18 protein-coding genes are annotated in these 20940 nt (G+C 70.3%); 9 read left to right on the forward strand and 9 right to left on the reverse strand.

The window, feature by feature from the left end; translation table 11 throughout:
• Positions 1 to 84: 84 nt before the first annotated feature.
• Entirely contained in the window at positions 85 to 723 is a 639-nt protein-coding gene (locus tag EF387_RS22010) for a M14 family metallopeptidase (RefSeq protein WP_238431633.1), read from the reverse strand.
• Between the two features lie 6 nt (positions 724 to 729).
• The gene (gene solA / locus EF387_RS22015) at positions 730 to 1869 is read right to left on the reverse strand and encodes an N-methyl-L-tryptophan oxidase (protein ID WP_128378323.1); all 1140 of its coding nucleotides are present in this window, start codon (positions 1867 to 1869) and stop codon (positions 730 to 732) included.
• A gap of 515 nt (positions 1870 to 2384) precedes the next feature.
• Between solA and EF387_RS22020 the strand changes: the two genes are divergently transcribed.
• The 3 genes from EF387_RS22020 (at position 2385) to EF387_RS22030 (ending at position 5669) form a co-directional block, all read left to right on the forward strand.
• The gene (locus EF387_RS22020; protein ID WP_162467186.1) at positions 2385 to 2906 is read left to right on the forward strand and encodes a LysR substrate-binding domain-containing protein; all 522 of its coding nucleotides are present in this window, start codon (positions 2385 to 2387) and stop codon (positions 2904 to 2906) included.
• Between the two features lie 251 nt (positions 2907 to 3157).
• Positions 3158 to 4246 (forward strand): homoserine dehydrogenase, encoded by a 1089-nt coding sequence (locus EF387_RS22025; protein WP_128378325.1) that lies wholly within the window; start codon positions 3158 to 3160, stop codon positions 4244 to 4246.
• The gene (locus tag EF387_RS22030) at positions 4239 to 5669 is read left to right on the forward strand and encodes an aldehyde dehydrogenase family protein (RefSeq protein ID WP_202918344.1); all 1431 of its coding nucleotides are present in this window, start codon (positions 4239 to 4241) and stop codon (positions 5667 to 5669) included. The genes EF387_RS22025 and EF387_RS22030 overlap by 8 nt, the downstream gene beginning before the upstream one ends.
• A gap of 174 nt (positions 5670 to 5843) precedes the next feature.
• On the opposite strand, the gene EF387_RS22035 is transcribed toward EF387_RS22030, so the two are convergent.
• On the reverse strand, positions 5844 to 6305 hold the full coding sequence (locus EF387_RS22035; RefSeq protein WP_238431634.1) for an Lrp/AsnC family transcriptional regulator: 462 nt from the start codon (positions 6303 to 6305) through the stop codon (positions 5844 to 5846).
• A 914-nt stretch (positions 6306 to 7219) separates the two neighbouring features.
• Between EF387_RS22035 and argC the strand changes: the two genes are divergently transcribed.
• The 5 genes from argC (at position 7220) to EF387_RS22060 (ending at position 12348) form a co-directional block, all read left to right on the forward strand.
• Positions 7220 to 8248: an N-acetyl-gamma-glutamyl-phosphate reductase gene (gene argC, locus EF387_RS22040; protein ID WP_128378327.1), complete on the forward strand. Its 1029-nt coding sequence runs from the start codon at positions 7220 to 7222 to the stop codon at positions 8246 to 8248.
• A gap of 88 nt (positions 8249 to 8336) precedes the next feature.
• Positions 8337 to 9488: a bifunctional glutamate N-acetyltransferase/amino-acid acetyltransferase ArgJ gene (gene argJ / locus EF387_RS22045; protein WP_128378328.1), complete on the forward strand. Its 1152-nt coding sequence runs from the start codon at positions 8337 to 8339 to the stop codon at positions 9486 to 9488.
• A gap of 162 nt (positions 9489 to 9650) precedes the next feature.
• Positions 9651 to 10592: an acetylglutamate kinase gene (gene argB / locus EF387_RS22050; RefSeq protein WP_128378329.1), complete on the forward strand. Its 942-nt coding sequence runs from the start codon at positions 9651 to 9653 to the stop codon at positions 10590 to 10592.
• Positions 10589 to 11794, forward strand: a complete 1206-nt coding sequence (locus EF387_RS22055) for an acetylornithine transaminase (protein ID WP_128378330.1) — start codon at positions 10589 to 10591, stop codon at positions 11792 to 11794. Before argB ends, EF387_RS22055 begins: the two co-directional genes overlap by 4 nt.
• Positions 11795 to 11811: 17 nt before the next feature.
• Complete coding sequence (locus EF387_RS22060) at positions 11812 to 12348, forward strand: arginine repressor (RefSeq protein WP_128378331.1); 537 nt, start codon at positions 11812 to 11814, stop codon at positions 12346 to 12348.
• Between the two features lie 347 nt (positions 12349 to 12695).
• On the opposite strand, the gene EF387_RS22065 is transcribed toward EF387_RS22060, so the two are convergent.
• The 6 genes from EF387_RS22065 to EF387_RS22090 form a co-directional block, all read right to left on the reverse strand.
• Positions 12696 to 13433, reverse strand: a complete 738-nt coding sequence (locus EF387_RS22065; protein ID WP_128378572.1) for an FAD:protein FMN transferase — start codon at positions 13431 to 13433, stop codon at positions 12696 to 12698.
• A gap of 100 nt (positions 13434 to 13533) precedes the next feature.
• Complete coding sequence (locus EF387_RS22070) at positions 13534 to 14637, reverse strand: FMN-binding protein (RefSeq protein ID WP_128378332.1); 1104 nt, start codon at positions 14635 to 14637, stop codon at positions 13534 to 13536.
• 26 nt (positions 14638 to 14663) lie between these two features.
• The gene (locus EF387_RS22075) at positions 14664 to 15992 is read right to left on the reverse strand and encodes a ferredoxin reductase family protein (protein WP_128378573.1); all 1329 of its coding nucleotides are present in this window, start codon (positions 15990 to 15992) and stop codon (positions 14664 to 14666) included.
• 226 nt (positions 15993 to 16218) lie between these two features.
• Positions 16219 to 16806: a pyridoxamine 5'-phosphate oxidase family protein gene (locus tag EF387_RS22080; RefSeq protein ID WP_128378333.1), complete on the reverse strand. Its 588-nt coding sequence runs from the start codon at positions 16804 to 16806 to the stop codon at positions 16219 to 16221.
• Between the two features lie 229 nt (positions 16807 to 17035).
• Positions 17036 to 17923, reverse strand: a complete 888-nt coding sequence (locus tag EF387_RS22085; protein ID WP_128378334.1) for a hypothetical protein — start codon at positions 17921 to 17923, stop codon at positions 17036 to 17038.
• A gap of 294 nt (positions 17924 to 18217) precedes the next feature.
• Positions 18218 to 19420, reverse strand: a complete 1203-nt coding sequence (locus tag EF387_RS22090) for a sensor histidine kinase (RefSeq protein WP_128378335.1) — start codon at positions 19418 to 19420, stop codon at positions 18218 to 18220.
• A 260-nt stretch (positions 19421 to 19680) separates the two neighbouring features.
• Between EF387_RS22090 and EF387_RS22095 the strand changes: the two genes are divergently transcribed.
• A complete protein-coding gene (locus EF387_RS22095; protein WP_128378336.1) occupies positions 19681 to 20883 on the forward strand; it encodes an argininosuccinate synthase in 1203 nt (400 codons plus the stop codon).
• The last annotated feature ends 57 nt before the right edge of the window (positions 20884 to 20940 follow it).

A 20940-nucleotide genomic window follows, 5' to 3' on the forward strand; every position in this document is an offset into this window, starting at 1 on the left:
CTGAGCACCGACGGCCCCACTGCCCAAGGCGCCGCACAGCGCGGAGTTCTACGCGGGGTCGGGGGCGGTACGGGTGCGGGCTCGTTAGGTTGTCCCAGGCACGTGGCGGCCCGCCATGCTTTGCGGCTCAGCGGGTAGGGGTCGTTCTCGGCGCGGAGGTCGGTGTCGAGGCTGAGGGTGGAGCGGTCGCGTGTGTCGTAGGCCGGCCAGGTGGTGGTGCCTGTGGTGGGTTGGCCGCCGCTGGGCGAAGGTGACCCACAGGTCCTGGACCTGCTGCGAGCGGGCGGCGGTTCGCGGCGTTGTCGGCGACGAAGGTCGAGGCACATAGGCGTCGGCACCGTCGATCAGGTGCTCGAACAGCCCAGGCCGCCATCCGGTCGGTGGGGCCGCCGTCCTGTCGCCGGGGAAGACGCGGTTGATGTTCACGCCGTCCAGCGGGGAGATGTTGAGTCTGCCCCCGTAAACGGCCGGCGGATTGGCCACGGGACAGATCACCACCTGGCCGGCGACATCGTCCGGTTCCAGCAGCCCGGCCAGGCGGGTGGCGGCGTCGACGCCGATGACCTCACCGCCGTGGACACCACCGGTGATCACCACCCTGGGGCCCGGCCGGGAGCCGTTGACGAGGATCAGGGGCACCTCCACTGTCGTGGTGCCGAGGTCGGCGGGCAGGCTCCCGCGGGTCTTCCGGCCGGGCTCGGCCCGCAGCGCGCCGATGGTCATTCGAGCTCAGGCCGCGGTACGGCCGTTTGTGGTGATGAAGCCGGTCTGCTGGGAGGTGCGGCCTTCCAGGGCGAGGTCCGCGGCGATGTCGCCCATGGCGGGCGAGATCTTGAAGCCCTGGCCGGAGAAGCCGGCCAGCAGGACGATGTCGTCGCAGCCCGGCAGGGGGCCGACCAGCGGGCGGGTGCTGTCGGTGTAGCCCTCCATGAAGACGGACAGGCGCACCGGGTCGGGGTTCAGGCCGGGCAGGTGGCGTCGCACCGCCGTGGTGAAGGCCGCCAGTTCCTCCGGTGCGACGGTCCGGTTCAGCCGGTTCGGATCGTCCACGGGCTTGTGGTGGGGCTGGGGCAGGCCCAGCTTGACGGCCAGGCCGTCCGGGGACGGGATGCCGTAGAAGGGAGTGTCGCCGCAGCGGATGAAGGCGGGACGCTCCGCGTCTGCCGGGTGGTCCTCGTGGGGCAGGAACCAGGCGCTGATCGCGCGGTAGACGCTCACTTCCCACGGCAGGTCGGGCAACAGGTCGCCCGCCCAGGGGCCCGGCGTGACGACCGCGGCGTCGAAGCGCTCGGTGTCGGTGTCGGTGCGGATCTTCACGCCTCCCCCGGCGAGGGGAGTGACTTCCCGCACCGGGGTGTAGCGGCGGATCCGGGCCCCCAGCTCCTCGGCGCGCCGGGCCGCGGTCTGGACCGTCAGCTCGGGGCGGATGAAGCCCGCGTTGGAGTCGAGGACCACCAGGTCGCCGTCGTCGACGCGGAACTGCGGGAAACGCTTCGCCATCGCCTCGGTGTCGATCACCTCGTGGTCGAGGCCGTGCTCGGCGATGCCGTCCATGACGGTACGTATCTCGGGGTCGTCGGCCGGCCCCATGACCAGGGCTCCGGTCAGGCGGCGCAGTTCCCGCCCGGTCTCCGCCTGCAACTGCTTCCAGAGGGCGTCGGCGTGCCGGACGAGCGGCACATAGCGGCTGTCGTGCGTCTGCACGCTGCGGAAGACCCGGGTCTCACCGCCTGCGGCACTGCGGTCGTGACCGGGCGCGAACCTGTCGTATCCGACGACCTCGGCACCCCGGGTGGCCAGCCGCCAGGCGGCCTGGCTGCCCATCGTTCCGACACCGACGACGGCGACACGCTTCCTCGCAGCTGACACAGGACTTTCCTTTCGTACCGCGGGGGCGCTTACTGGCCTCCGACGTGAGCTGTTCGATTCCGGAAGGTTTGGACGGGGTCCGCGGCTGTGGAAGAACCGCATCGGAACCGTTGCATCTCGGAATTACGGCTCTATGCCACATTGTGGAATGATGTGCTGGATTCTGGCACAGAGGCTGGCATTGTCCGGAAGGGGAGTCAAGAGGCTGCCGGGCTGAAGGTGGCCAACGGCCCCATCGACGGAGGGCGGGAGGTGGACCCTGTCATCGTCAAACCCGTACATCATCGGCAAGACCGGGCGCTTCGGGACGTGGACCTGGACATGGAGCCGCCCGAGAACGAGGCGGTGAGGCGGCTGCGGATGGCCGCGTGACTCAACCTTCACCCCGCCCGTGACCTTGCCGGTCCTCGTGCACCTGCGGATGCCGCTTCATCCCGGATGGCAAAGCGGTGACCGCTCCCGTACGCGCGGGGCGCTCCGCGCCGCCTTCCTTGCGGGTTCCCGGGGGCTCCTGCTTGTCCGCAGGCGGCGGCCCTGTCTTCTTCGAGCGGGACGACATCTACCTCGCGATCCGCCGAGACGACTTCCCGTTCCCTGAAGAGGCGAGCCGGACCCGCTTGTTCGCTGAGCGGATCGGACCCGTCTGCCGGCCCGATCTCGCGACCCGCCTGACCGGCGCCGCCGGTGTGTCGCAGGTAGTCCTTCTGCACACCGACACACGACCGCAGGCATGGGACGACTGGCGACGTATCACCGGCATGGAAGCAGAGCCCACCCCCCAGCAGACCCTGGAGCACTTCTACCTGACCCTCCAGGCTGCCGCGGCCGGCGTCGGGGTCGCGATCGCCCCGTATGCCGTCGCCCGCGACGACCTGGAGCGAGGGCAACTCGTCGCACCCTTCGGTTTCGTCCCCGACGGCACCAGCTACCACCTCCTCAGCCGTCAATCACCCGAGCAAGACGGACCCGTCCGCCGGCTCACGGCATGGCTGCGGGCCAAGACAAGCCAGCTCGAAGTCGATTCCGAACCGGTGTGACCGCTGGGCTGTCGGACCGACGTTGCTTGACGTCCCGTCTGGTTGCTGCCGCAGTAAATACCGGACTTAGGGGGACTTAGGGGTCCTTTCTGCCGCGATCGTATCGCCGGACGTGGGATGGGCGAATCGTCATGACAACGGTGCAGATCGGCATGCCGGGTGGTCGTTGCGGCATGGAGCAGGTGACAGGCGGAGAAGCGAGGCTCTGAGCAGCCGCACGTGAAGGTGGCGGACTGTGAAGGAGCGTTCTCATGGGTCGATACGATCTCGCCCTCATCGGATTCGGCGGTGTCAACCGCGCGCTCGCCGAACTCATATCCCAGAGCGGGGACCGCCTGGCCAAGGAGCTGGGCTTCGCCCTGCGGGTGGTGGCGATCACCGATCTGCGGGCCGGTTCCCTGGTGGACACCGACGGCATCGATCTGGCGCCGCTGCTGGCCGCCGAGCCCGGCCGGCTGAGCTTCGCGGGTCTCGCCGGCGGCAGCGCCGATCCGCGCAACGAGTGGGTGATCCGCGAGGTCCCGGCCGACATCGTCGTGGAGGCGACGTTCACCAACCCCGCCGACGGTGAGCCCGCCCTCTCCCATGTGCGCTGGGCCCTGGAATCGGGCAAGCACGTGTGCACCACCAACAAGGGGCCGGTCGCCCTCGCCGCCCGGGCGCTGAAGCGGCTGGCCGCCGAGCGTGGTGTCAGCTTCGAATTCGAGGGCTCGGTCCTCAGCGGCACCCCCATCCTGCGCACCGCCGAGCGCATGTTCGGCGGCCTGGAGATCACCGGCGTCCAGGGCATCATGAACGGCACCTCCAACTACGTCCTAGGCCGCCTCGAAGAGGGCATCGATCTGCCGGCGGCGATCACGGAAGCCCAGGAACTCGGGTACGCCGAAGCCGATCCCACCGCGGACATCGAGGGTCACGACGTCCAGCTCAAGGTCATGATCCTGGCCAACGAGGTCCTCGGCGCCGACCTGCGCCGCGAGGACGTCTTCTGCGAGGGAATCTCCTCGCTCACCCCGCACGAGGTTCGGGACGCCGCCTCGAAGGGGCTGCGCTGGAAGCTGGTCGGCTCCGCCACCCGCCACGAGGACGGCAGCGTCGACGCCCGCGTCGCCCCCCTCGCCCTGCCCGCACACCACCCGCTCGCCGGGATCTCCGGGCCGCTCAACGCGGTCGCCTTCCACACCGACCTCCTCGGCACCGTCACGGTCTGCGGGCCCGGCGCCGGCCGCACCGAGACCGCCTACGCCCTGCTGTCGGACATCATCGCCATCCACCAGCGCCACGCGGACGACGACACCACCCTCACGCGCACCGTTCTGAAGGAGACCCACCGTGTCTGACACCGCCGTGCCCCCCGGCATCGAACTCGGCGCCGACACCACGCCCGTGCACAACCCCTACACCGGCGAGGTCATCGCCTCGGTGCCCACCGCCGACGCGGGCGCCATCGGCGGCATCCTGCAGCAGGCCGGATGCGGGCGCCGCACCGCCGCCGCGCTCTCCCGCGCCTCCCGGGCCGCGGTCCTGGAACGCGCCGCCCGCCTGGTCCAGCGGCGCGCCGAGTCCTTCGCCCAGCTGATCGTCAGCGAGGCCGGCAAGACCATCACCCAGGCCCGCAAGGAAGTCGCCCGCGCGGTCAACACCCTGTCCCTGTCCGGAGCCGAGGCACGGCGCAACGCCGGCGAGGTCATCCCCTTCGACTCCTACGAGGGCTCGGAGAAACGGCAGGGCTGGTTCACCCGCGAACCGCTGGGCATCATCGCCGCCATCACCCCGTTCAACGACCCCCTCAACCTGGTCGCCCACAAGCTCGGCCCGGCCATCGCCGGTGGCAACGCGGTCATCCTCAAACCGTCCGCCCTGACACCGCTGTCCGCCCTGCGCCTGGTCGACACCCTCATCGAGGCCGGCCTGCCCGAGGAGATCGTCACCGTCGTCAACGGCAATGCCGACATCGCCGCCGCGATCGTGGCCGCCCCCGACGTGCGCATGGTGTCCTTCACCGGCGGATTCGCCACCGGCGAGGCCATCTCCCGCACAGCCGGCCTGAAAAAGCTCGCCATGGACCTGGGCGGCAACGCCCCCGTCATCGTCATGGACGACGCCGACCTCGACGAGGCCGTCGCCTCCTGTGTCTCCGGCGCGTTCTGGGCCGCCGGCCAGAACTGCATCGGCACCCAGCGCATCCTCATCGCGGCCGAGGTCTACGAGCGCTTCCGCGACGCCTTCGTCGCCCGCACCGAGCTGCTGCGCGTCGGTGACCCGCTCGACGAGCGCACCGACGTCGGCCCCATGATCACCCAGCAGGCCGCGGCCGCCACCCGGGCCAAGGTCGATACGGCGGTGGCCGAGGGCGCGGTGCTGCTGTGCGGCAACACCGTCAACGGCTCCCTGTACGCGCCGGCCGTCCTCGAAGACGTCCCGGCGACCTGCTCGATCTGGCAGGAGGAGGTGTTCGCCCCGGTCGTCGTGCTGCAGCCGTTCACCTCCTTCGAGGACGCCATCGAGCAGGCCAACGCCATCGACTACAGCCTCCACGCCGGCATCTTCACCTCCCGCCTGGACCGCGCCCTGACCGCGGCCCGGCTGCTGGAAGCCGGCGGAGTCATGATCAACGACTCGTCCGACTACCGCTTCGACGCCATGCCCTTCGGCGGATTCAAGTACGGCAGCATGGGCCGCGAAGGCGTGCGCTTCGCCTTCGAGGAGATGACCCAGCCCAAGGTCGTCTGCGTCAACCACATCAGCGACGTGGTGCATTGACCGCCTTCCGCGCCGAGCGCGACTCTCTGGGCAGTGGCGCGACCTGCCGGAGCGGTTCGGACCATGGGCGATGGGTTGCGCGGGAGCACCGAAGAGGCCTTTGTGACGGGACGGTCGTGGTGGACCTCGCGGTCCAGGTCGGGCTGCTCGGCCGGGAGCAGGCCACCGCGCTGCTCACCCCAAAGTCACCGAACGCCGCTCTCCTCGCGGGCGGTTGACCACGCTGGACAGGGTGAGCGCCGTGACCGTGTCCCGTACGCCGGGCATCTTGGCGATGTCCTCCCAGATGCCCCGTATGCGTTCCAGTGAGGCCGCCTCCAGGCGCACCATGATGTCGAAGTCGCCACTGAGAATCTCGCAGATGACGACCTCCGGAATGCGCTTGAGCGCGGCCAGGACGTCGCCGCCACGCATGCGGTCCTGGCGGTAGACGAGTACGAGCGCCGAGACGACATCGCCGGTGGCGTCGCCGGCGCGGACGATGGTGTAGCCGGCGATGTGGCCCTGGCGTTCCAGCCGTTCGATGCGCTGGCGCACCGCATTGCGGGACAGCAGCACTTTGCCGGCCAGTTCGGACTGCGAGATGCGGGCGTTGCGGGTCAGCTCGGCGATGATCTTTTCATCGATGGCGTCCACGGTGGACCGTCTCCTTGGCGAATCGGTCGAGCCTGCCAACCCCCACGACAAGCGGGGGTGCCGCATACCCTGAGGCGGCGCGGCGGCGACACCGGCCCGACCCCTGCTGTGCCGCGAGGGAACAGTCTGCGGTCGTTCCGGCCCGGCCGGGTCGGCGCTGGGGAGGCTGCCTACTCGCATCTGTCCGACTTTCGGGACCCCGGCTCACTTCGGCGGGGTCACCCCGAGAAACCGCGTGCCACATAGTGGAATGGTATTCCATAATATGGAATAGACGATGGCAGTTGCGCGGCGGGGAGTCAAGAGGGTCTCGGTGGCACTCCACTGACCGATGCCGGCGGGCCGAGGCGGCGTCGTTCCCACCCAGCGTAGGACTTGGCGGTCTCGAGCGCGCGGCTCCGCCCGAAGCGCAGCTCTCGCAGGAATTCTCCTCGACATTGATCACGCAGACATGCGGCGGGGGGCTCCCCCGAATTCTGGATGTGGTGGGGCTGGGCGGCTTCGATGGGCGGCGGTGCGAACATGTGATCGCCGCGGGTGGCATAGACCCGGGCAGGCGCGGATGCGTCCCTGTCGCTTGCGATCGTCGAGGATGGGCTGTTTCCCAGGAGAAGGCTGTAGTGGGCTGGTCAGTTCCTGCCATGTCTCGGGGGCGGTACTCATCGACAATCAATGCCGCCGTGAGGCTCTCGGTAATTGGGCCCTCGTCGTCCATGAACGTGTCCACCTCTCGCGCGGCGAGAGTCGGGACCGTACGGGCCCGGCGATCGCGTATGTGGACGGAGGCGGGGCCAACAAGGGATCGGAGGGACCGGCTGTCGATCGTCGTCACAGCACCCCGGGCGGCGGACCGGACCGGGGATTGCATAAAAGTGCAGCGAAACGTATAGTCATGCCATCAGGAGGAGGATGTCATGGCGGTACGTGCGGCAGTGGCCGGAGCGAGCGGGTACGCGGGCGGCGAGCTGCTGCGTCTGCTCCTCGTGCACCCCGGGATCGAGATCGGCACGCTGACCGGGAACTCCAACGCGGGACAGCGGCTGGGCACACTGCAGCCGCATCTCCTCCCACTCGCCGACCGTGTCCTCGCGGAGACTACCCCCGAGGCGCTCGCCGGACACGACGTCGTCTTCCTGGCGCTGCCCCACGGACAGTCCGCCGCCGTCGCCGAGCGGCTCGGGCCCGAAGTGCTGGTCGTCGACATGGGCGCCGACTTCCGGCTGCGGAACGCCGCCGACTGGGAGCGCTTCTACGGTTCCGCGCACGCCGGGACCTGGCCCTACGGCCTTCCCGAACTGCCGGGTTGCCGCGCTGCGCTGGAGGGGTCCAAGCGCATCGCGGTGCCCGGTTGCTATCCGACGGCCGCCTCACTCGCGCTCTTCCCGGCGTACGCCGCGGGGCTCGCCGAGCCCGAGGCCGTGATCGTCGCCGCCTCCGGCACCTCAGGCGCGGGCAAGGCGCCCAAGCCGCATCTGCTCGGCAGCGAGGTCATGGGCTCCATGTCCCCGTACGGCGTCGGCGGCGGCCACCGGCACACCCCGGAGATGAGCCAGAATCTCGGCGCCGTCGCCGGTGAACCGGTCACCGTCTCCTTCACACCCACCCTCGCGCCCATGCCCCGGGGCATCCTCGCCACGTGCAGCGCCAAGGCCAGGGACGGCGTCACCGCCGAGTCCGTGCGCGCCGCGTACGAAAAGGTCTTCGCCGACGAACCGTTCGTCCACCTCCTCCCCGAGGACCAGTGGCCCGCCACGGCCTCCGTCCAGGGTTCCAACGCCGTTCAGGTACAGGTCGCGTTCGACGCGGCCGCGGACCGGATCATCGCGATCAGCGCCATCGACAACCTCACCAAGGGCACCGCGGGCGGAGCGGTCCAGAGCATGAACATCGCCCTGGGCCTCCCCGAGGAGACGGGCCTTTCCACGATCGGAGTCGCACCGTGACTGACGCACGCGCAGCCACCGGGCTGCAGCCGGCCACGAAAGCCGCACCGCCGCGCCGCACGTGCGGAGAAGCCAACAAGGAGACGCAGTGAGTGTCACCGCTGCCAAGGGGTTCACGGCCTCGGGTATCGCCGCAGGCATCAAGGAGAACGGCAACCCCGACCTGGCTCTCGTGGTCAACAACGGTCCGCGCCTCGCCGCCGCGGGTGTCTTCACCTCCAACCGTGTGAAGGCCGCCCCCGTGCTGTGGTCCGAACAGGTCCTCAAGGGCGGACAGGTGTCCGCCGTGATACTCAACTCCGGCGGCGCCAACGCCTGTACCGGCCCCAAGGGTTTCCAGGACACCCACGCCACCGCGGAGAAGGTCGCCGACACCCTCGGTCTGAACGCCGCCGAGGTCGCCGTCGCCTCGACGGGACTCATCGGCGTGCTGCTCCCGATGGACAAGCTGCTCCCGGGAGTCGAGACGGCCGCCGGTCAACTCTCCGAGCACGGCGGCGAGAAGGCCGCCATCGCCATCAAGACCACCGACACCGTACACAAGACGTCCGTGCACCAGGGAGACGGCTGGACCGTCGGCGGCATGGCCAAGGGCGCGGGCATGCTCGCCCCCGGCCTCGCCACCATGCTCGTCGTCCTCACCACCGACGCCGACGTCGACAGCGAGACCCTTGACCGGGCGCTCCGCGCCGCCACCCGCACCACCTTCGACCGGGTCGACTCCGACGGCTGTATGTCGACCAACGACACCGTGCTGCTGCTCGCCTCCGGGGCCGCTGAAGTCACTCCGGAATACGAGGAGTTCGCCGAAGCCGTACGCGCCGTCTGTGACGACCTGGGCCAGCAGCTCATCCGGGACGCCGAGGGCGCGAGCAAGGACATCAAGGTCGAGGTGGTGGGCGCCGCGACCGAGGACGACGCCGTCGAGGTCGGCCGGTCCATCGCCCGGAACAACCTCCTCAAGTGCGCCATCCACGGTGAGGACCCCAACTGGGGCCGCGTGCTCTCCGCGATCGGCACGACGAACGCAGCCTTCGAGCCGGACCGGCTGAACGTCGCCATCAACGGCATCTGGGTGTGCAAGAACGGCGGCGTCGGCGAGGACCGGGACAAGGTCGACATGCGCTACCGCGAGGTCCACATCGTGGCGGACCTCGCGGCAGGTGGCGAATCCGCGGTGATCTGGACCAACGACTTGACGGCCGACTACGTCCACGAGAACAGCGCGTACTCATCTTGACGTGCCCGCTTGGTTGTCGCGGGTCCTCGTCGTCGCCGACGAGGGTTCCTGTTTCACAGGCGGCCGCTCATCCCGGACGTGTCCGGGATGAGTCTTACGCCGCCTCCGCAGGCCAACACCGCCCGCCCGGCGGCTGATCCGAGATCTTTCCGAAAGTCGGCTATGACGGTCAATCACTCAGAAGAGCGAAAGTCTTCCACCCGTAAGCACACCGCCCTCCCCAAGGCCCAGATCCTCATCGAGGCGCTGCCCTGGCTGGTCCGGCACAACGGCAAGACGGTCGTCATCAAGTTCGGCGGCAACGCCATGATCGACGAGGAGCTGAAGGCCGCCTTCGCCCAGGACGTGGTGTTCCTGCACCACGCCGGACTCAAGCCCGTCGTCGTGCACGGCGGCGGCCCGCAGATCAGCGCCGCCCTCGACCGGCACGGCATCGTCAGCGAGTTCAAGGCGGGCCTCAGGGTCACCACCGAGGACGCCATGGACGTCGTGCGCATGGTGCTCGCCGGACAGGTGCAGCGCGAGCTGGTCGGACTGCTCAACCAGCACGGACCGCTCGCCGTCGGACTCACCGGCGAGGACGCGCACACCATCACCGCCACCAAGCACCAGCCCCGGATCGACGGCGAGTCGGTCGACATCGGGCGGGTGGGCGAGATCACCCAGATCGACACGGGCGCGATCGAGGCGCTGCTCGCCGACGGCCGCATCCCGGTCGTCTCGTCGATCGCCCGCAGCCAGGACGACGGACATGTCTACAACGTCAATGCCGATACGGCGGCTGCGGCACTCGCCGCGGCACTGGGCGCCGAAACCCTCATGGTCCTCACGGACGTCGAGGGCCTCTACGAGGACTGGCCCAACAGCGACGAGGTGATCAGCCGCCTCACCGCCTCCCAACTGGAGAAGCTGCTGCCGGAGTTGTCCAGCGGCATGGTGCCCAAGATGGAGGGCTGTCTGCACGCCGTACGGGGCGGCGTCAACACCGCCCGCGTCATCGACGGCCGGGTCCAGCACTCCATCCTGCTGGAGATCTTCACGGACGAAGGCATCGGCACGATGGTCGTGCCGGACGAGCAAGACGACGAGGGGGCCGAGGAATGACCGGCAATCAGGAGCTCACCCAGCGGTGGCAGGGCGTGCTCATGAACAACTACGGCACCCCGCGGATCCCGCTCGTGCGAGGCCAAGGCGCCAGGCTGTGGGACGCCGACGACAAGGAGTACCTCGACTTCGTCGGTGGTATCGCGGTCAACGCCCTCGGCCACGCCCACCCCGCGATCGTCGAGGCCGTCAGCACGCAGATCGCCTCCCTCGGTCATGTCTCGAACCTCTTCATCGCCGAGCCGCCCGTCGCGCTCGCCGAACGGCTGCTGCAGCTCTTCGGCCGCCAGGGCAAGGTCTACTTCTGCAACTCCGGTGCCGAGGCGAACGAAGGCGCCTTCAAGATCGGCCGCTTGACGGGCCGTCAGCGGATGGTCGCCACCGAGGGCGGATTCCACGGCCGCACCATGGGCGCCCTCGCACTCACCGGCCAGCCCGGAAAGCAGGAGCCGTTCCTGCCGCTGCCCGGCGACGTCACCCACGTCCCGTACGGCGACGCGCAGGCACTCGCCGCCGCGGTCACCGAGGACACGGCCATCGTCGTCATCGAGCCGATCCAGGGGGAGAACGGCGTGGTCGTTCCGCCTCCCGGCTATCTGAAGGCGGCCCGCGCCATCACGGCCGCGACGGGTTCGCTGCTCGTCCTCGACGAGGTGCAGACCGGCGTCGGCCGCACCGGGCACTGGTTCGAGTACCAGGCCCACGAAGGGGTGCTGCCGGACGTCGTCACGCTCGCCAAGGGCCTCGGCGGCGGGCTGCCGCTGGGCGCGACCGTCGCCTTCGGCCGGGCCGCCGAACTGCTCCAGCCGGGCCACCACGGCACCACGTTCGGCGGCAACCCCGTCGCCTGTGCCGCCGGACTCGCCGTCCTGGAGACCATCCAGGCCGAGGGCCTGCTGGAGAACGTCAAGCGGCAGAGCGAGAAGCTGCGCGACGGGATCGAGGGCGCCGGAGGTTCCCGCCATCCGTTGATCGACCATGTCCGGGGCGCGGGCCTCCTGCTGGGTATCGTGCTCACGGAGCCGCTCGCGCCGAAGGTGCAGCAGGCGGCTCAGGACGCCGGTTTCCTGGTGAACGCGCCCGCACCCGATGTCGTACGGCTGATGCCCCCGCTGAACCTTGGCGACGACGAGGTGGACGCCTTTCTCCAGGCGTTCCCCGGCGTCCTGGACGCGGCCGGCGCGGCCGACGGGGACCGATGATCCGGAGTGAGACGACGATGAGTCAGGCGCAGGACAACGAGCATGCCGGGCCCGCGGTACCGCAGACCCGCACCGCCCGCCACCGCCGGATCGTGGACATCCTCAACCGGCAACCGGTGCGCTCGCAGAGCCAGTTGGCAAAGCTCCTCGCCGACGACGGACTGAGCGTCACCCAGGCGACACTCTCCCGGGACCTCGACGAGCTGAACGCGGTGAAGATCCGCAACACCGACGGCGACCTCATCTACGCGGTGCCGAGCGAGGGCGGTTTCCGCACCCCGCGTGCGCCGCTGGGAGGGTCGGCGAAGGAGGAGCGGATGCGGCGGCTCTCCGCGGAGCTGTTGATCTCCGCGGAGGCCTCGGCCAACCTCGTCGTCCTGCGCACCCCGCCCGGTGCGGCCCAGTTCCTCGCCTCGGCCATCGACCAGGCGGAACTCCACGACGTCCTCGGCACGATCGCCGGCGATGACACCCTCCTGCTGATCAGCCGCGATCCGTCCGGCGGGCAGGCGCTGGCGGACCACCTGCTGCGCCTGGCCCAGAACGGGCACTGAGTAACAGGCTCTGAGCACCGGGCTCCGAGTAACGGGCACTGAGCAAAGGGCACTTGGGAACGCGGTTGAGGAACGTTGCTGAGGAACGGGCCTGACGAACAGGCCTGACGCAGAGGGCTGCGAACGGGCCTGACGAAAAGGGCTGACGAACGGGCCCGACGAACAGCTGACGAACGGGCCTCGGCACGGGCCTCAGGACGGCATTGAGGAACGGGCGTCAGGCGGAGTGATGGGCGGTGGGCCGGGGGTGTGCGCCCGGTCAGGACGGAACGTCGGCCCGGCGTGCCATTGGGACGCCCGGGCGATGCACGGGCGATGCCCGAGGTGTGAGTCCCCTGGTTCGGCCCTCAGCCCAGCCGCGCAGCCAAGCCCCCCGTGCAGCGGACCTCCCCGCCCGCCGCGATCAGCAGGGCCTCCGTGTCCGGGAGCGACTCCAGCCACCGCAACCCCTCCCGCGACCCCATCGCGAAAGCCGCGGTAGCCCAGGCGTCGGCCCAGGTCAGCCGCGGACCGACCACCGTGACGGACACCAGGTCGGTGGCGGCGGCCCGGTGCGTGCGGGGATCCAGGATGTGTGCCCCGCGCTCCGCGCTGCCGGACGTGGCCACCGCCAGTTCGTCGGTCCCCGCCGCCGAGACGACGGCGGCCAGCACCCCCGGACGCAAGGGGTCGGCCACACCGATCCGCCAGGGCCGGCGCGGCCCGGGAGTGCCGTACAACTGCACGTCACCCCCGCCGTTCACGCTCACCCCGCTCACCCCGGCGGAGAGGATGTGCCGGGCGGCACGCTCGACCGACCAGCCCTTGACCATGCCGGTCGGATCGAGCACCCCGGAGGGCCGGGCGCTGAACCACCCGCCGCTCGACCGCTCCGCCTCCGCGCACAGCTTGAGCACCTCCCCGACCTCCGGATCGCACTCCTCGACGGTGAGTTCACCGCGCGCGAGCCGGGAGACCTGGCTGCCCTTGCGGTAGGTGCTGAACACTTCGTCCACGTAGTGCAGCCCGGCCACGGCCTCGTCCAGCGCCTTCCGTACGGCCTGTGGGTCGCCGCCGCGGATGTCGAAGGACACGACGGTCCCCATGACCTCCTCGGCGTGCCGCAGCGCCGCCGGCTCGGCGGAGGTGTCCGCGGAGACGGCGGGGGAGGCCTCCGCGGAGGACCCGGTCGACGGTTCGGCGGGCTCAGACACCGGCTTCGTCCAGGGCCGACTGGAGGGACTGCTTGTACCCGGCGCTGGTGTAGGTGGCGCCGGAGACCGCGTCGATGTCGGCGCTGCCCGCCGCGACGGCGGCCTGGTTGAGCTTGGGTACGGCGTTGGCGGTGATCTGGTCGCTGCGTCCGCCCTTGGGTGCCTGGACGGTCTTGGCCTCGGTGACCTTGCCGCCGCCCACGGTGATCTGGACCTGCACGGCGCCGTATTGGGTGTTGACCGCGGTGCCGGTGACGGTCTTCGCCACGGCCTCCGCGTTCCCGGTGCCGCCGCCGCTGCCGTTTCCGGCGGCGTTTCCGGAGGAGTCGCCGGCCGCGGCTTGGCCGCCGCCCGCGGCGTTCGCCTGGTCCAGGGCCGACTGGAGGGACTGCTTGTACCCGGCGCTGGTGTAGGTGGCGCCGGAGACCGCGTCGATGTCGGCGCTGCCCGCCGCGACTGCGGCCTGGTTGAGCTTGGGTACGGCGTTGGCGGTGATCTGGTCGCTGCGTCCGCCCTTGGGCGCCTGGACGGTCTTGGCCTCGGTGACCTTGCCGCCGCCCACGGTGATCTGGACCTGCACCGCGCCGTACTGGGTGTTGGCCGCGGTGCCGGTGAAGGTCCCCGCTGCCGCGGCGCCGCCCCCGGCTTGGCCGCCGCCCGCGGCGTTCGCCTGGTCCAGGGCCGACTGCAGCGACTTCTCGTAACCCGCGCTGGTGTAGGTGGCGCCGGAGACCGCGTCGATGTCCGCGCTGTTCGCGGCCACCGCCAGCTGGTTGAGCTTGGGTACGGCGTCGGCGGTGATCTGGTCGCTGCGTCCGCCCTTGGGCGCCTGGACGGTCTTGGCCTCGGTGATCTTCCCGCCGCTGACGGTGATCTGGACCTGGACCGGCCCGTACTGGGTGGTGACCGCCTCACCGGTGAACGTCCCGGTGCCGCCCGTCCCACCCTGTGCCGCGGCGCCCGCGCCGGCGCCCGGGCCCTGCGCCTGGACGGATGACGACCCGTCGTCGCCCGGCTTGAGTGACAGCAGCAGCACCACGCCGGAGACGGTCGCCACCGTGGCCAGTATCGCGCGTCGGAAGGGGTGCTTCTTCATGAAGTAATCGCTCCTGCTGTTGCCGCTCAGAACTCGAACGACTCGTGGTGGATACGGCGGGCCGGGACGCCGGCGCCGCGCAGTGCGTCGTAGGTGCTTTCGGCGAAGCCGGCGGGACCGCACATGAAGACGTCGTGCCGGTCGATGTCGGGGATGCGCCGCCCGAGCGTCTCCGCGGAGATGTCGGGGCGCTCCCCGTCGGGGCTGTTGACCGCGTACATCAGCCGTGCGCCGCGCTCCTCGGCGATCACGGACAACTCGTCCCACAGGGCAAGATCCTGGGTGCTGTTGGCGCGGTACAGGAGGGTGATGTCACCGGGCGCGCCGGGCAGCGTCTCGAACAGGGCCCGCATCGGGGTGATCCCGACACCGCCCGCCACGAGCAGCACCTTGCCCCGGCTGCGCCGGCTCGCGGTCATCGCCCCGTACGGGCCCTCGGCCCACACCCTGGTACCGGGCTCCAGATGGCGCAGCGCGGAGGAGTGGTCGCCGTTCGCCTTGACGGTGATGCGCAGCAGCCCGGGCCGGGGCGCCGCCGACAGCGAGTACGGGTGCGAGCTGAAGCGCATGCCCGGGGCGAGGAACCGCCAGCGGAAGAACTGCCCGGCCTCCGCGCCCATCCGGTGCAGCCGCTTGCCGGTGATCAGCACCGACACCACACCCGGCGACTCCTCCACGACCGCCTCGACCCGCATCTTGTGCCGCAGGTTGAGCCGGATCGGCATCATCACCCGGTACCAGACCACCAGCACCGTCGCCGCCCCGTAGAGCCCGTACCAGACGGTGCGTCCGACGGAGCCCTCGGCGTACTCGGTGCCGAGGGACAGCTGGTGCCAGAACGTCAGGAACACGCCCGCGTAGGTCAGCAGGTGGATGTGGTACCAGGTGTCGTAGCCGATACGGCGCCGGATGAAGCCCATCGACAGGAAACCGATGAGGATCAGCAGACCGGTACCGATGGTGGCCTTGCCGAGGTCCGGCAGGGTGTTCACCGAGTCGATGGTCTGGGCGAGAAAGCCGGTGTTCGCCTGCATCGCGTAGGCGTACATCGTCAGTACCACGTGGGCGGTGAGCAGACAGATGGTGTACCGGCCGCTCATCGCGTGCCACCGGGCGATCCGGTCGGAGCCCACCCGGCGCTCCAGCGCCGGCACACGGGCCATCAGGATCACCACGAGGGCGATGAGGTAACCGGCGAGAATGCCGGTGATCCGGCCCGCGTTGAGCACCTGGGCCTCGGTGCCGGCGATGTTCGCCGTGTTGTCCCACCACATCCACAGGACACCGGCCGCGCCGGCTGCCACAACGAGCAGAATCGGGACGGCGGGGTTGCGGCGGGGGCGGATGCGGCGCATTGTCTGGCGCCGCGCTGCGCGACCGCTGGCGATCGTGGACACGGTTCCTCCGTGGTCCTCCATGGTGGACGGGGGGCGAGGCCGGTGGCCCCTCGACCTTGGAGTACGTGGCGGAACACCCGTGTGTTCAAAGGCAGGCGGAGTCCCCTGCGCACTGGAGTGACTGGCGGTAACCCTCACTCGTGTCAACGGCGACGGAGCCCCCGCCGGTGCCCGGTGAGGACCCTCAGGCGGAGCTCGGCGGCAGTGGCAACGGCAGCCCCGGCAGCCCGTCCAGACTGGTGGCGATGTGGTCCTTCTTCGCGAAGTACTCACTCAGTGAGGTGTCGTCCTCACGGGCGAAACGTTTGCCGTGCAGATCGCGGTCGTCGTCGTAGGTCATGAGGGGCACCGCGTAGCCGCACGAGTCGCGGATGAGTTCGGCGGTGACGACGATGACCGCGCGCAGACCATGTGGCGTGGGGTCGATGTCGGGGAAGTGGCCGAGCAGTTGCGCGAACCGCGGATCGTCCCGGAAGACCGGTTCGCCGCGCCCGTGCACCCGGACGATGTTGGGCGGGCCCTGGAAGGCGCACCACATCAGCGTGATACGGCCGTTCTCCCGGAGGTGCGCGATGGTCTCGGCGTTGCTGCCGGCGAAGTCGAGGTAGGCCACGGTCAGTTCGTCGATCACGGCGAAGGAGCCGGCCAGACCCTTCGGCGAGAGGTTGACGGTGCCGTCGGTGGAGAGGGGAGCGGTCGCGGTGAAGAAGAGGGGCTGCTGCTCGATGAACGTGCGGAGCCTGCCGTCTATGCGCTCGTAAGTTTTGCCCACGTCTGGCGATTATCGCTGGCCGACGGCGACGGGGAAAGGCCTTTTGTTCGTCTAACGAATTCGTGCCGGGAGGGGTTGGCCGGGAGAGGGGAGCGGCCGACCCGGTGAGGAGTGGGCCCGGCGGCGTCGTACGGCTCCGGAAGCGGCCCCGGAAACGGCCCCGTGGCCGCTCCGGTTGGGGCCCGGAGCGGCCACGGTGGTTGTGCGGACTGGACCTAGATGAGGCGGATCACTTGTTCAGCGTGCAGGTGGCGAGGGAGTCCAGGCCCTGCGGCTTCGCGGCGGTGCGGCCGATGGAGATCGCGATGCGGTCGATGGTGGACTTCCGCTTGTCGGCCAGCGGGCCGAGGATCGCGTTCTGGACGAAGTTGGGGCCGCCCTGGCCGACCGTGTTGGCGATCCGGTTGTTGGCCTCCTGGATCTGCGTGTTGAGCAGTGCCAGGTTGCGGTCGACCTCGGCCTTGGCGGAGGCGGGGATCGCCGGGAGCTTGGAGGCGACGTCCGGGCAGTTCACCGTGCCCGCGGCGCCGGTGTTGCCGCCCCCGCCCGCGTTGCCGCCACCGGCACCCGCGTTACCCGCGCCACCGGCGTTCCCGCCACCGGCGTTGCCCGCGGGCTGCGACGCGCCGGCCGGGGCGCTGGGCTGAGCCGCCGCGCCCCCACCGGCCGCCGCACCGCCCTGGTTGAGCGCGCAGGGGGCCAGCGCATCGAGGCCCTGCGGCTTCGCGGCGGTGCGGCCGATCGCCGTGGCGATCCGGTTGACCGTCGCGACGCGCTTGTCCTTGAGCGGGCCGAGGATCGCGTTCTGGACGAAGTTGGGGCCGCCCTGGCCGACCGTGTCGACGATGCGCTTGTTGGCCTCCTGGATCTGCGTGTTGAGCAGTGCCAGGTTGCGGTCGACCTCGGCCTTGGCGGAGGCGGGGATCGCCGGGAGCTTGGAGGCGACGTCCGGGCAGTTCACCGTCGCGGCTGCCTTGGTGGTGGCCTGGTTGTTCGTCTTGGACGTCTCCCCGGCCAATGCGGAGCCGGCGATCACCGCTCCGGACAACACCACGGCGGCGGCGCCACCGATGATCGCTACGCGGCGCTTGTGGTACTTCGGAAGAGCCCTGGACATGAAATGCCTCACTCGGGTGTCAGGGGGGTGCACCGTCCGGCGATCGGCCGTACGGGCTGGTCCTCGTGTCCTCGTTTACAAACGCGGCGCCTGCGTTCAGGGGGAGGTACGGGAAAGCAGGGGCAGATGTTCAATGAGCTTCCGATGAATCTGCTTTGAATGCCGAGCAGTTGGTTTCCGCGCGGCTCAAGGGCCGTGACCTGGGGTGCTTTCGGCATTGCCGGGACGGTTCTGCCGTGCACCCGGGCAGCCGGTGACCGGACACCCACCGGGCGCTCCGGTGGGTGTCCCGCTTCACACCGGCCGTCGTTCCTCACCCCCACCCGGGGCGGACACGGTGTCCGCCACCGGCCAGGGCAGCCAGGCACGCACCTGGAACCCACCGGCCACGGGACCCGCCGTCAGCCGGCCGCCCGCCAGCCGGGCCCGTTCGGCCAGCCCGATCAGCCCCTGCCCGCCGCCCTTCGCCAGGTCGACACCGGGAGTCGGGGCCGGCTGCTGCGGCGGTGCGCTGTGGACGTCCACCGTCAGTCCGTCCGCGGGGCTCCCGGTCACCCGGACGGCGACCGCCGCGCCGGGTGCGTGCTTGCGCGCGTTGATGAGTGCCTCCTGAACGATCCGGTAGGCCGTACGCCCCACCATGGGCGGCGGCGCCGGCCCGTCCGGCGGCCCGGTCAGCTCGATCGGGCCGCCCGCCGCCCGTGCCTCCGCCACCAGCCGTGCCAGGTCCGCCAGTTCCGGATGCGGCCGCTCGCCCTCCGCCGTGCCCGCCCGCAGCACCCCGATGATGTCGCGCAGATCCCGCAGCGCCCGATGGGCGCTCTCCCGGATGACCCCGGCGACCCGTGCGATCTCCGCCCGGGGCGCCCGCGCGTTGAACTCCAGCGCCCCGGCGTGCACGGTCAGAAGGGACAGCCGATGCCCCAGTACGTCGTGCATCTCCCGGGCGATCTCCTCGCGCGCCTCTCGCCTGGCCCGCTCGGCCCTCAACTCCGCTTCCGCCTCGGCCAGTTCGGCGCGTTCCCGCAGTGAGGCGATCAACTGCCGCCGGGACCGCCTGAACAGCCCCCACCCGATGGCCCCGGCGATGAGCGCGAAATAGGTCAGCGCCGAGCCCGCCCGGTCCTCGGGCAGCTCCGGCAACCGCCACAGGAAGACGGGCAGCGGTGCGAAGGCCAGCGCCGCCACCCATGCTGTGGAGCGCCACGGACGGGTGGCGGCGACCGTGAACACCGCCACCATGGCCGGGCCGGCCAGGTAGTGCGTCTCGGTGGCCGCCAGCAACAGCGCCACCGCCAGGGGGACCGGCCATCGCCGCCGCAGCAGCAGCGCCGCGCACCCCACCCCGCCGACCGCCCGGTCGACGGTCCGCCACGCCGCCCCCTGCTCCTCCGGGACCGGCACGGACTGTGCCGTGACCACGGCGAAGCAAGCGGCGAAGAGCAGCAGTCCGATGTCGGCGGCCCAGTCCCGGCGGGCGCGGTGGATGCGGCGCATGTCCCGCCAATCTACGGGGGCCCGCCCGTGGGCGGGCACTCCGCGTGACGACCGAATACTTAAGTATGTCCGGGCGGAGCCGACGGCCGACTTCCGTCGCGGTCCGGCGGCCCTGAGCCCGATCCCCCCGGCCGGCGCCGCCGCCCAGCACGGCGGCTGAGGCCGGGAAACCCGCCCGGGCCCTACCACCGCGCATTGACGAATCATGCGGACTGCTGCATACTCATGCATATCAGCGAATGCACCGTGAGGAGAAACCCGTGACCGAGCGCGTCGTACTCGCCTACTCGGGCGGCCTGGACACCTCCGTCGCCATCGGCTGGATCGCCGAGGAGACGGGCGCAGAGGTCATCGCCGTCGCGGTCGACGTCGGTCAGGGCGGCGAGGACCTGGACGTCATCCGCAAGCGCGCGCTCGCCTGCGGCGCCGTGGAGGCCGAGGTCGCGGACGCCAAGGACGAGTTCGCCGAGGAGTACTGCCTCCCGGCGATCAAGGCCAACGCCCTCTACATGGACCGCTACCCCCTCGTCTCCGCGCTCTCCCGGCCCACGATCGTCAAGCACCTCGTCGCCGCCGCCGCGAAGCACGGCGCGAGCACGGTCGCCCACGGCTGCACCGGCAAGGGCAACGACCAGGTCCGCTTCGAGGCCGGCATCGTCGCCCTCGCCCCCGACCTCAAGTGCATCGCCCCGGTCCGCGACTACGCGATGACCCGGGACAAGGCCATCGCGTTCTGTGAGGAGAAGAACCTCCCGATCGCGACCACCAAGAAGTCCCCGTACTCCATCGACCAGAACGTCTTCGGCCGCGCCGTCGAGACCGGCTTCCTCGAGGACATCTGGAACGCCCCGATCGAGGACATCTACGAGTACACCCAGAACCCGGCGACCCCCCGCGACGCCGACGAGGTGGTCATCACCTTCAAGGAAGGCGCCCCGGTCGCCCTCGACGGCAGGCCCGTCACCGTCCTCCAGGCGATCCAGCAGCTCAATGAGCGCGCCGGAGCCCAGGGCATCGGCCGCATCGACATGGTCGAGGACCGGCTGGTCGGCATCAAGTCCCGTGAGGTGTACGAGGCTCCGGGCGCCATCGCCCTGATCACCGCCCATCAGGAGCTGGAGAACGTCACCGTCGAGCGCGAACTCGCCCGCTACAAGCGGCAGGTCGAGCAGCGCTGGGGCGAACTGGTCTACGACGGCCAGTGGTTCTCCCCGCTGAAGCGCGCCCTGGACGGCTTCATCAACGAGGCCAACCAGCACGTCAGCGGCGACATCCGGATGACCCTGCACGGTGGTCGCGCGGTCGTCACCGGCCGGCGGTCCGAGACGTCGCTCTACGACTTCAACCTCGCCACGTACGACACCGGCGACACCTTCGACCAGGCCGCGGCCAAGGGCTTCATCGACATCTACAGCCTGTCGTCGAAGATCGCCGCGCGGCGTGATCTGGCAGGCGGAGCCTGACGCGGACCGCGCCCGGTCCCCGGCGTCGTCCACAGCCGGACACGGGGCGCAATCCAC

This window comes from Streptomyces cavernae (assembly GCF_004023625.1).
Classification (GTDB): domain Bacteria; phylum Actinomycetota; class Actinomycetes; order Streptomycetales; family Streptomycetaceae; genus Streptomyces; species Streptomyces cavernae.

What these genes read in the sequence shown, in the direction of transcription:
- EF387_RS22055 (WP_128378330.1), top strand. Translation starts at nt 10,589, where the DNA reads ATGACCGGCAATCAGGAGCTCACCCAGCGGTGGCAGGGCGTGCTCATG.
- EF387_RS22060 (WP_128378331.1), top strand. Translation starts at nt 11,812, where the DNA reads ATGAGTCAGGCGCAGGACAACGAGCATGCCGGGCCCGCGGTACCGCAG.
- argB (WP_128378329.1), top strand. Translation starts at nt 9,651, where the DNA reads ATGACGGTCAATCACTCAGAAGAGCGAAAGTCTTCCACCCGTAAGCAC.
- EF387_RS22065 (WP_128378572.1), bottom strand. Translation starts at nt 13,433, where the DNA reads ATGGGGACCGTCGTGTCCTTCGACATCCGCGGCGGCGACCCACAGGCC.
- EF387_RS22085 (WP_128378334.1), bottom strand. Translation starts at nt 17,923, where the DNA reads ATGTCCAGGGCTCTTCCGAAGTACCACAAGCGCCGCGTAGCGATCATC.
- EF387_RS22090 (WP_128378335.1), bottom strand. Translation starts at nt 19,420, where the DNA reads ATGCGCCGCATCCACCGCGCCCGCCGGGACTGGGCCGCCGACATCGGA.
- EF387_RS22070 (WP_128378332.1), bottom strand. Translation starts at nt 14,637, where the DNA reads ATGAAGAAGCACCCCTTCCGACGCGCGATACTGGCCACGGTGGCGACC.
- EF387_RS22075 (WP_128378573.1), bottom strand. Translation starts at nt 15,992, where the DNA reads ATGCGCCGCATCCGCCCCCGCCGCAACCCCGCCGTCCCGATTCTGCTC.
- argC (WP_128378327.1), top strand. Translation starts at nt 7,220, where the DNA reads ATGGCGGTACGTGCGGCAGTGGCCGGAGCGAGCGGGTACGCGGGCGGC.
- EF387_RS22025 (WP_128378325.1), top strand. Translation starts at nt 3,158, where the DNA reads ATGGGTCGATACGATCTCGCCCTCATCGGATTCGGCGGTGTCAACCGC.
- EF387_RS22010 (WP_238431633.1), bottom strand. Translation starts at nt 723, where the DNA reads ATGACCATCGGCGCGCTGCGGGCCGAGCCCGGCCGGAAGACCCGCGGG.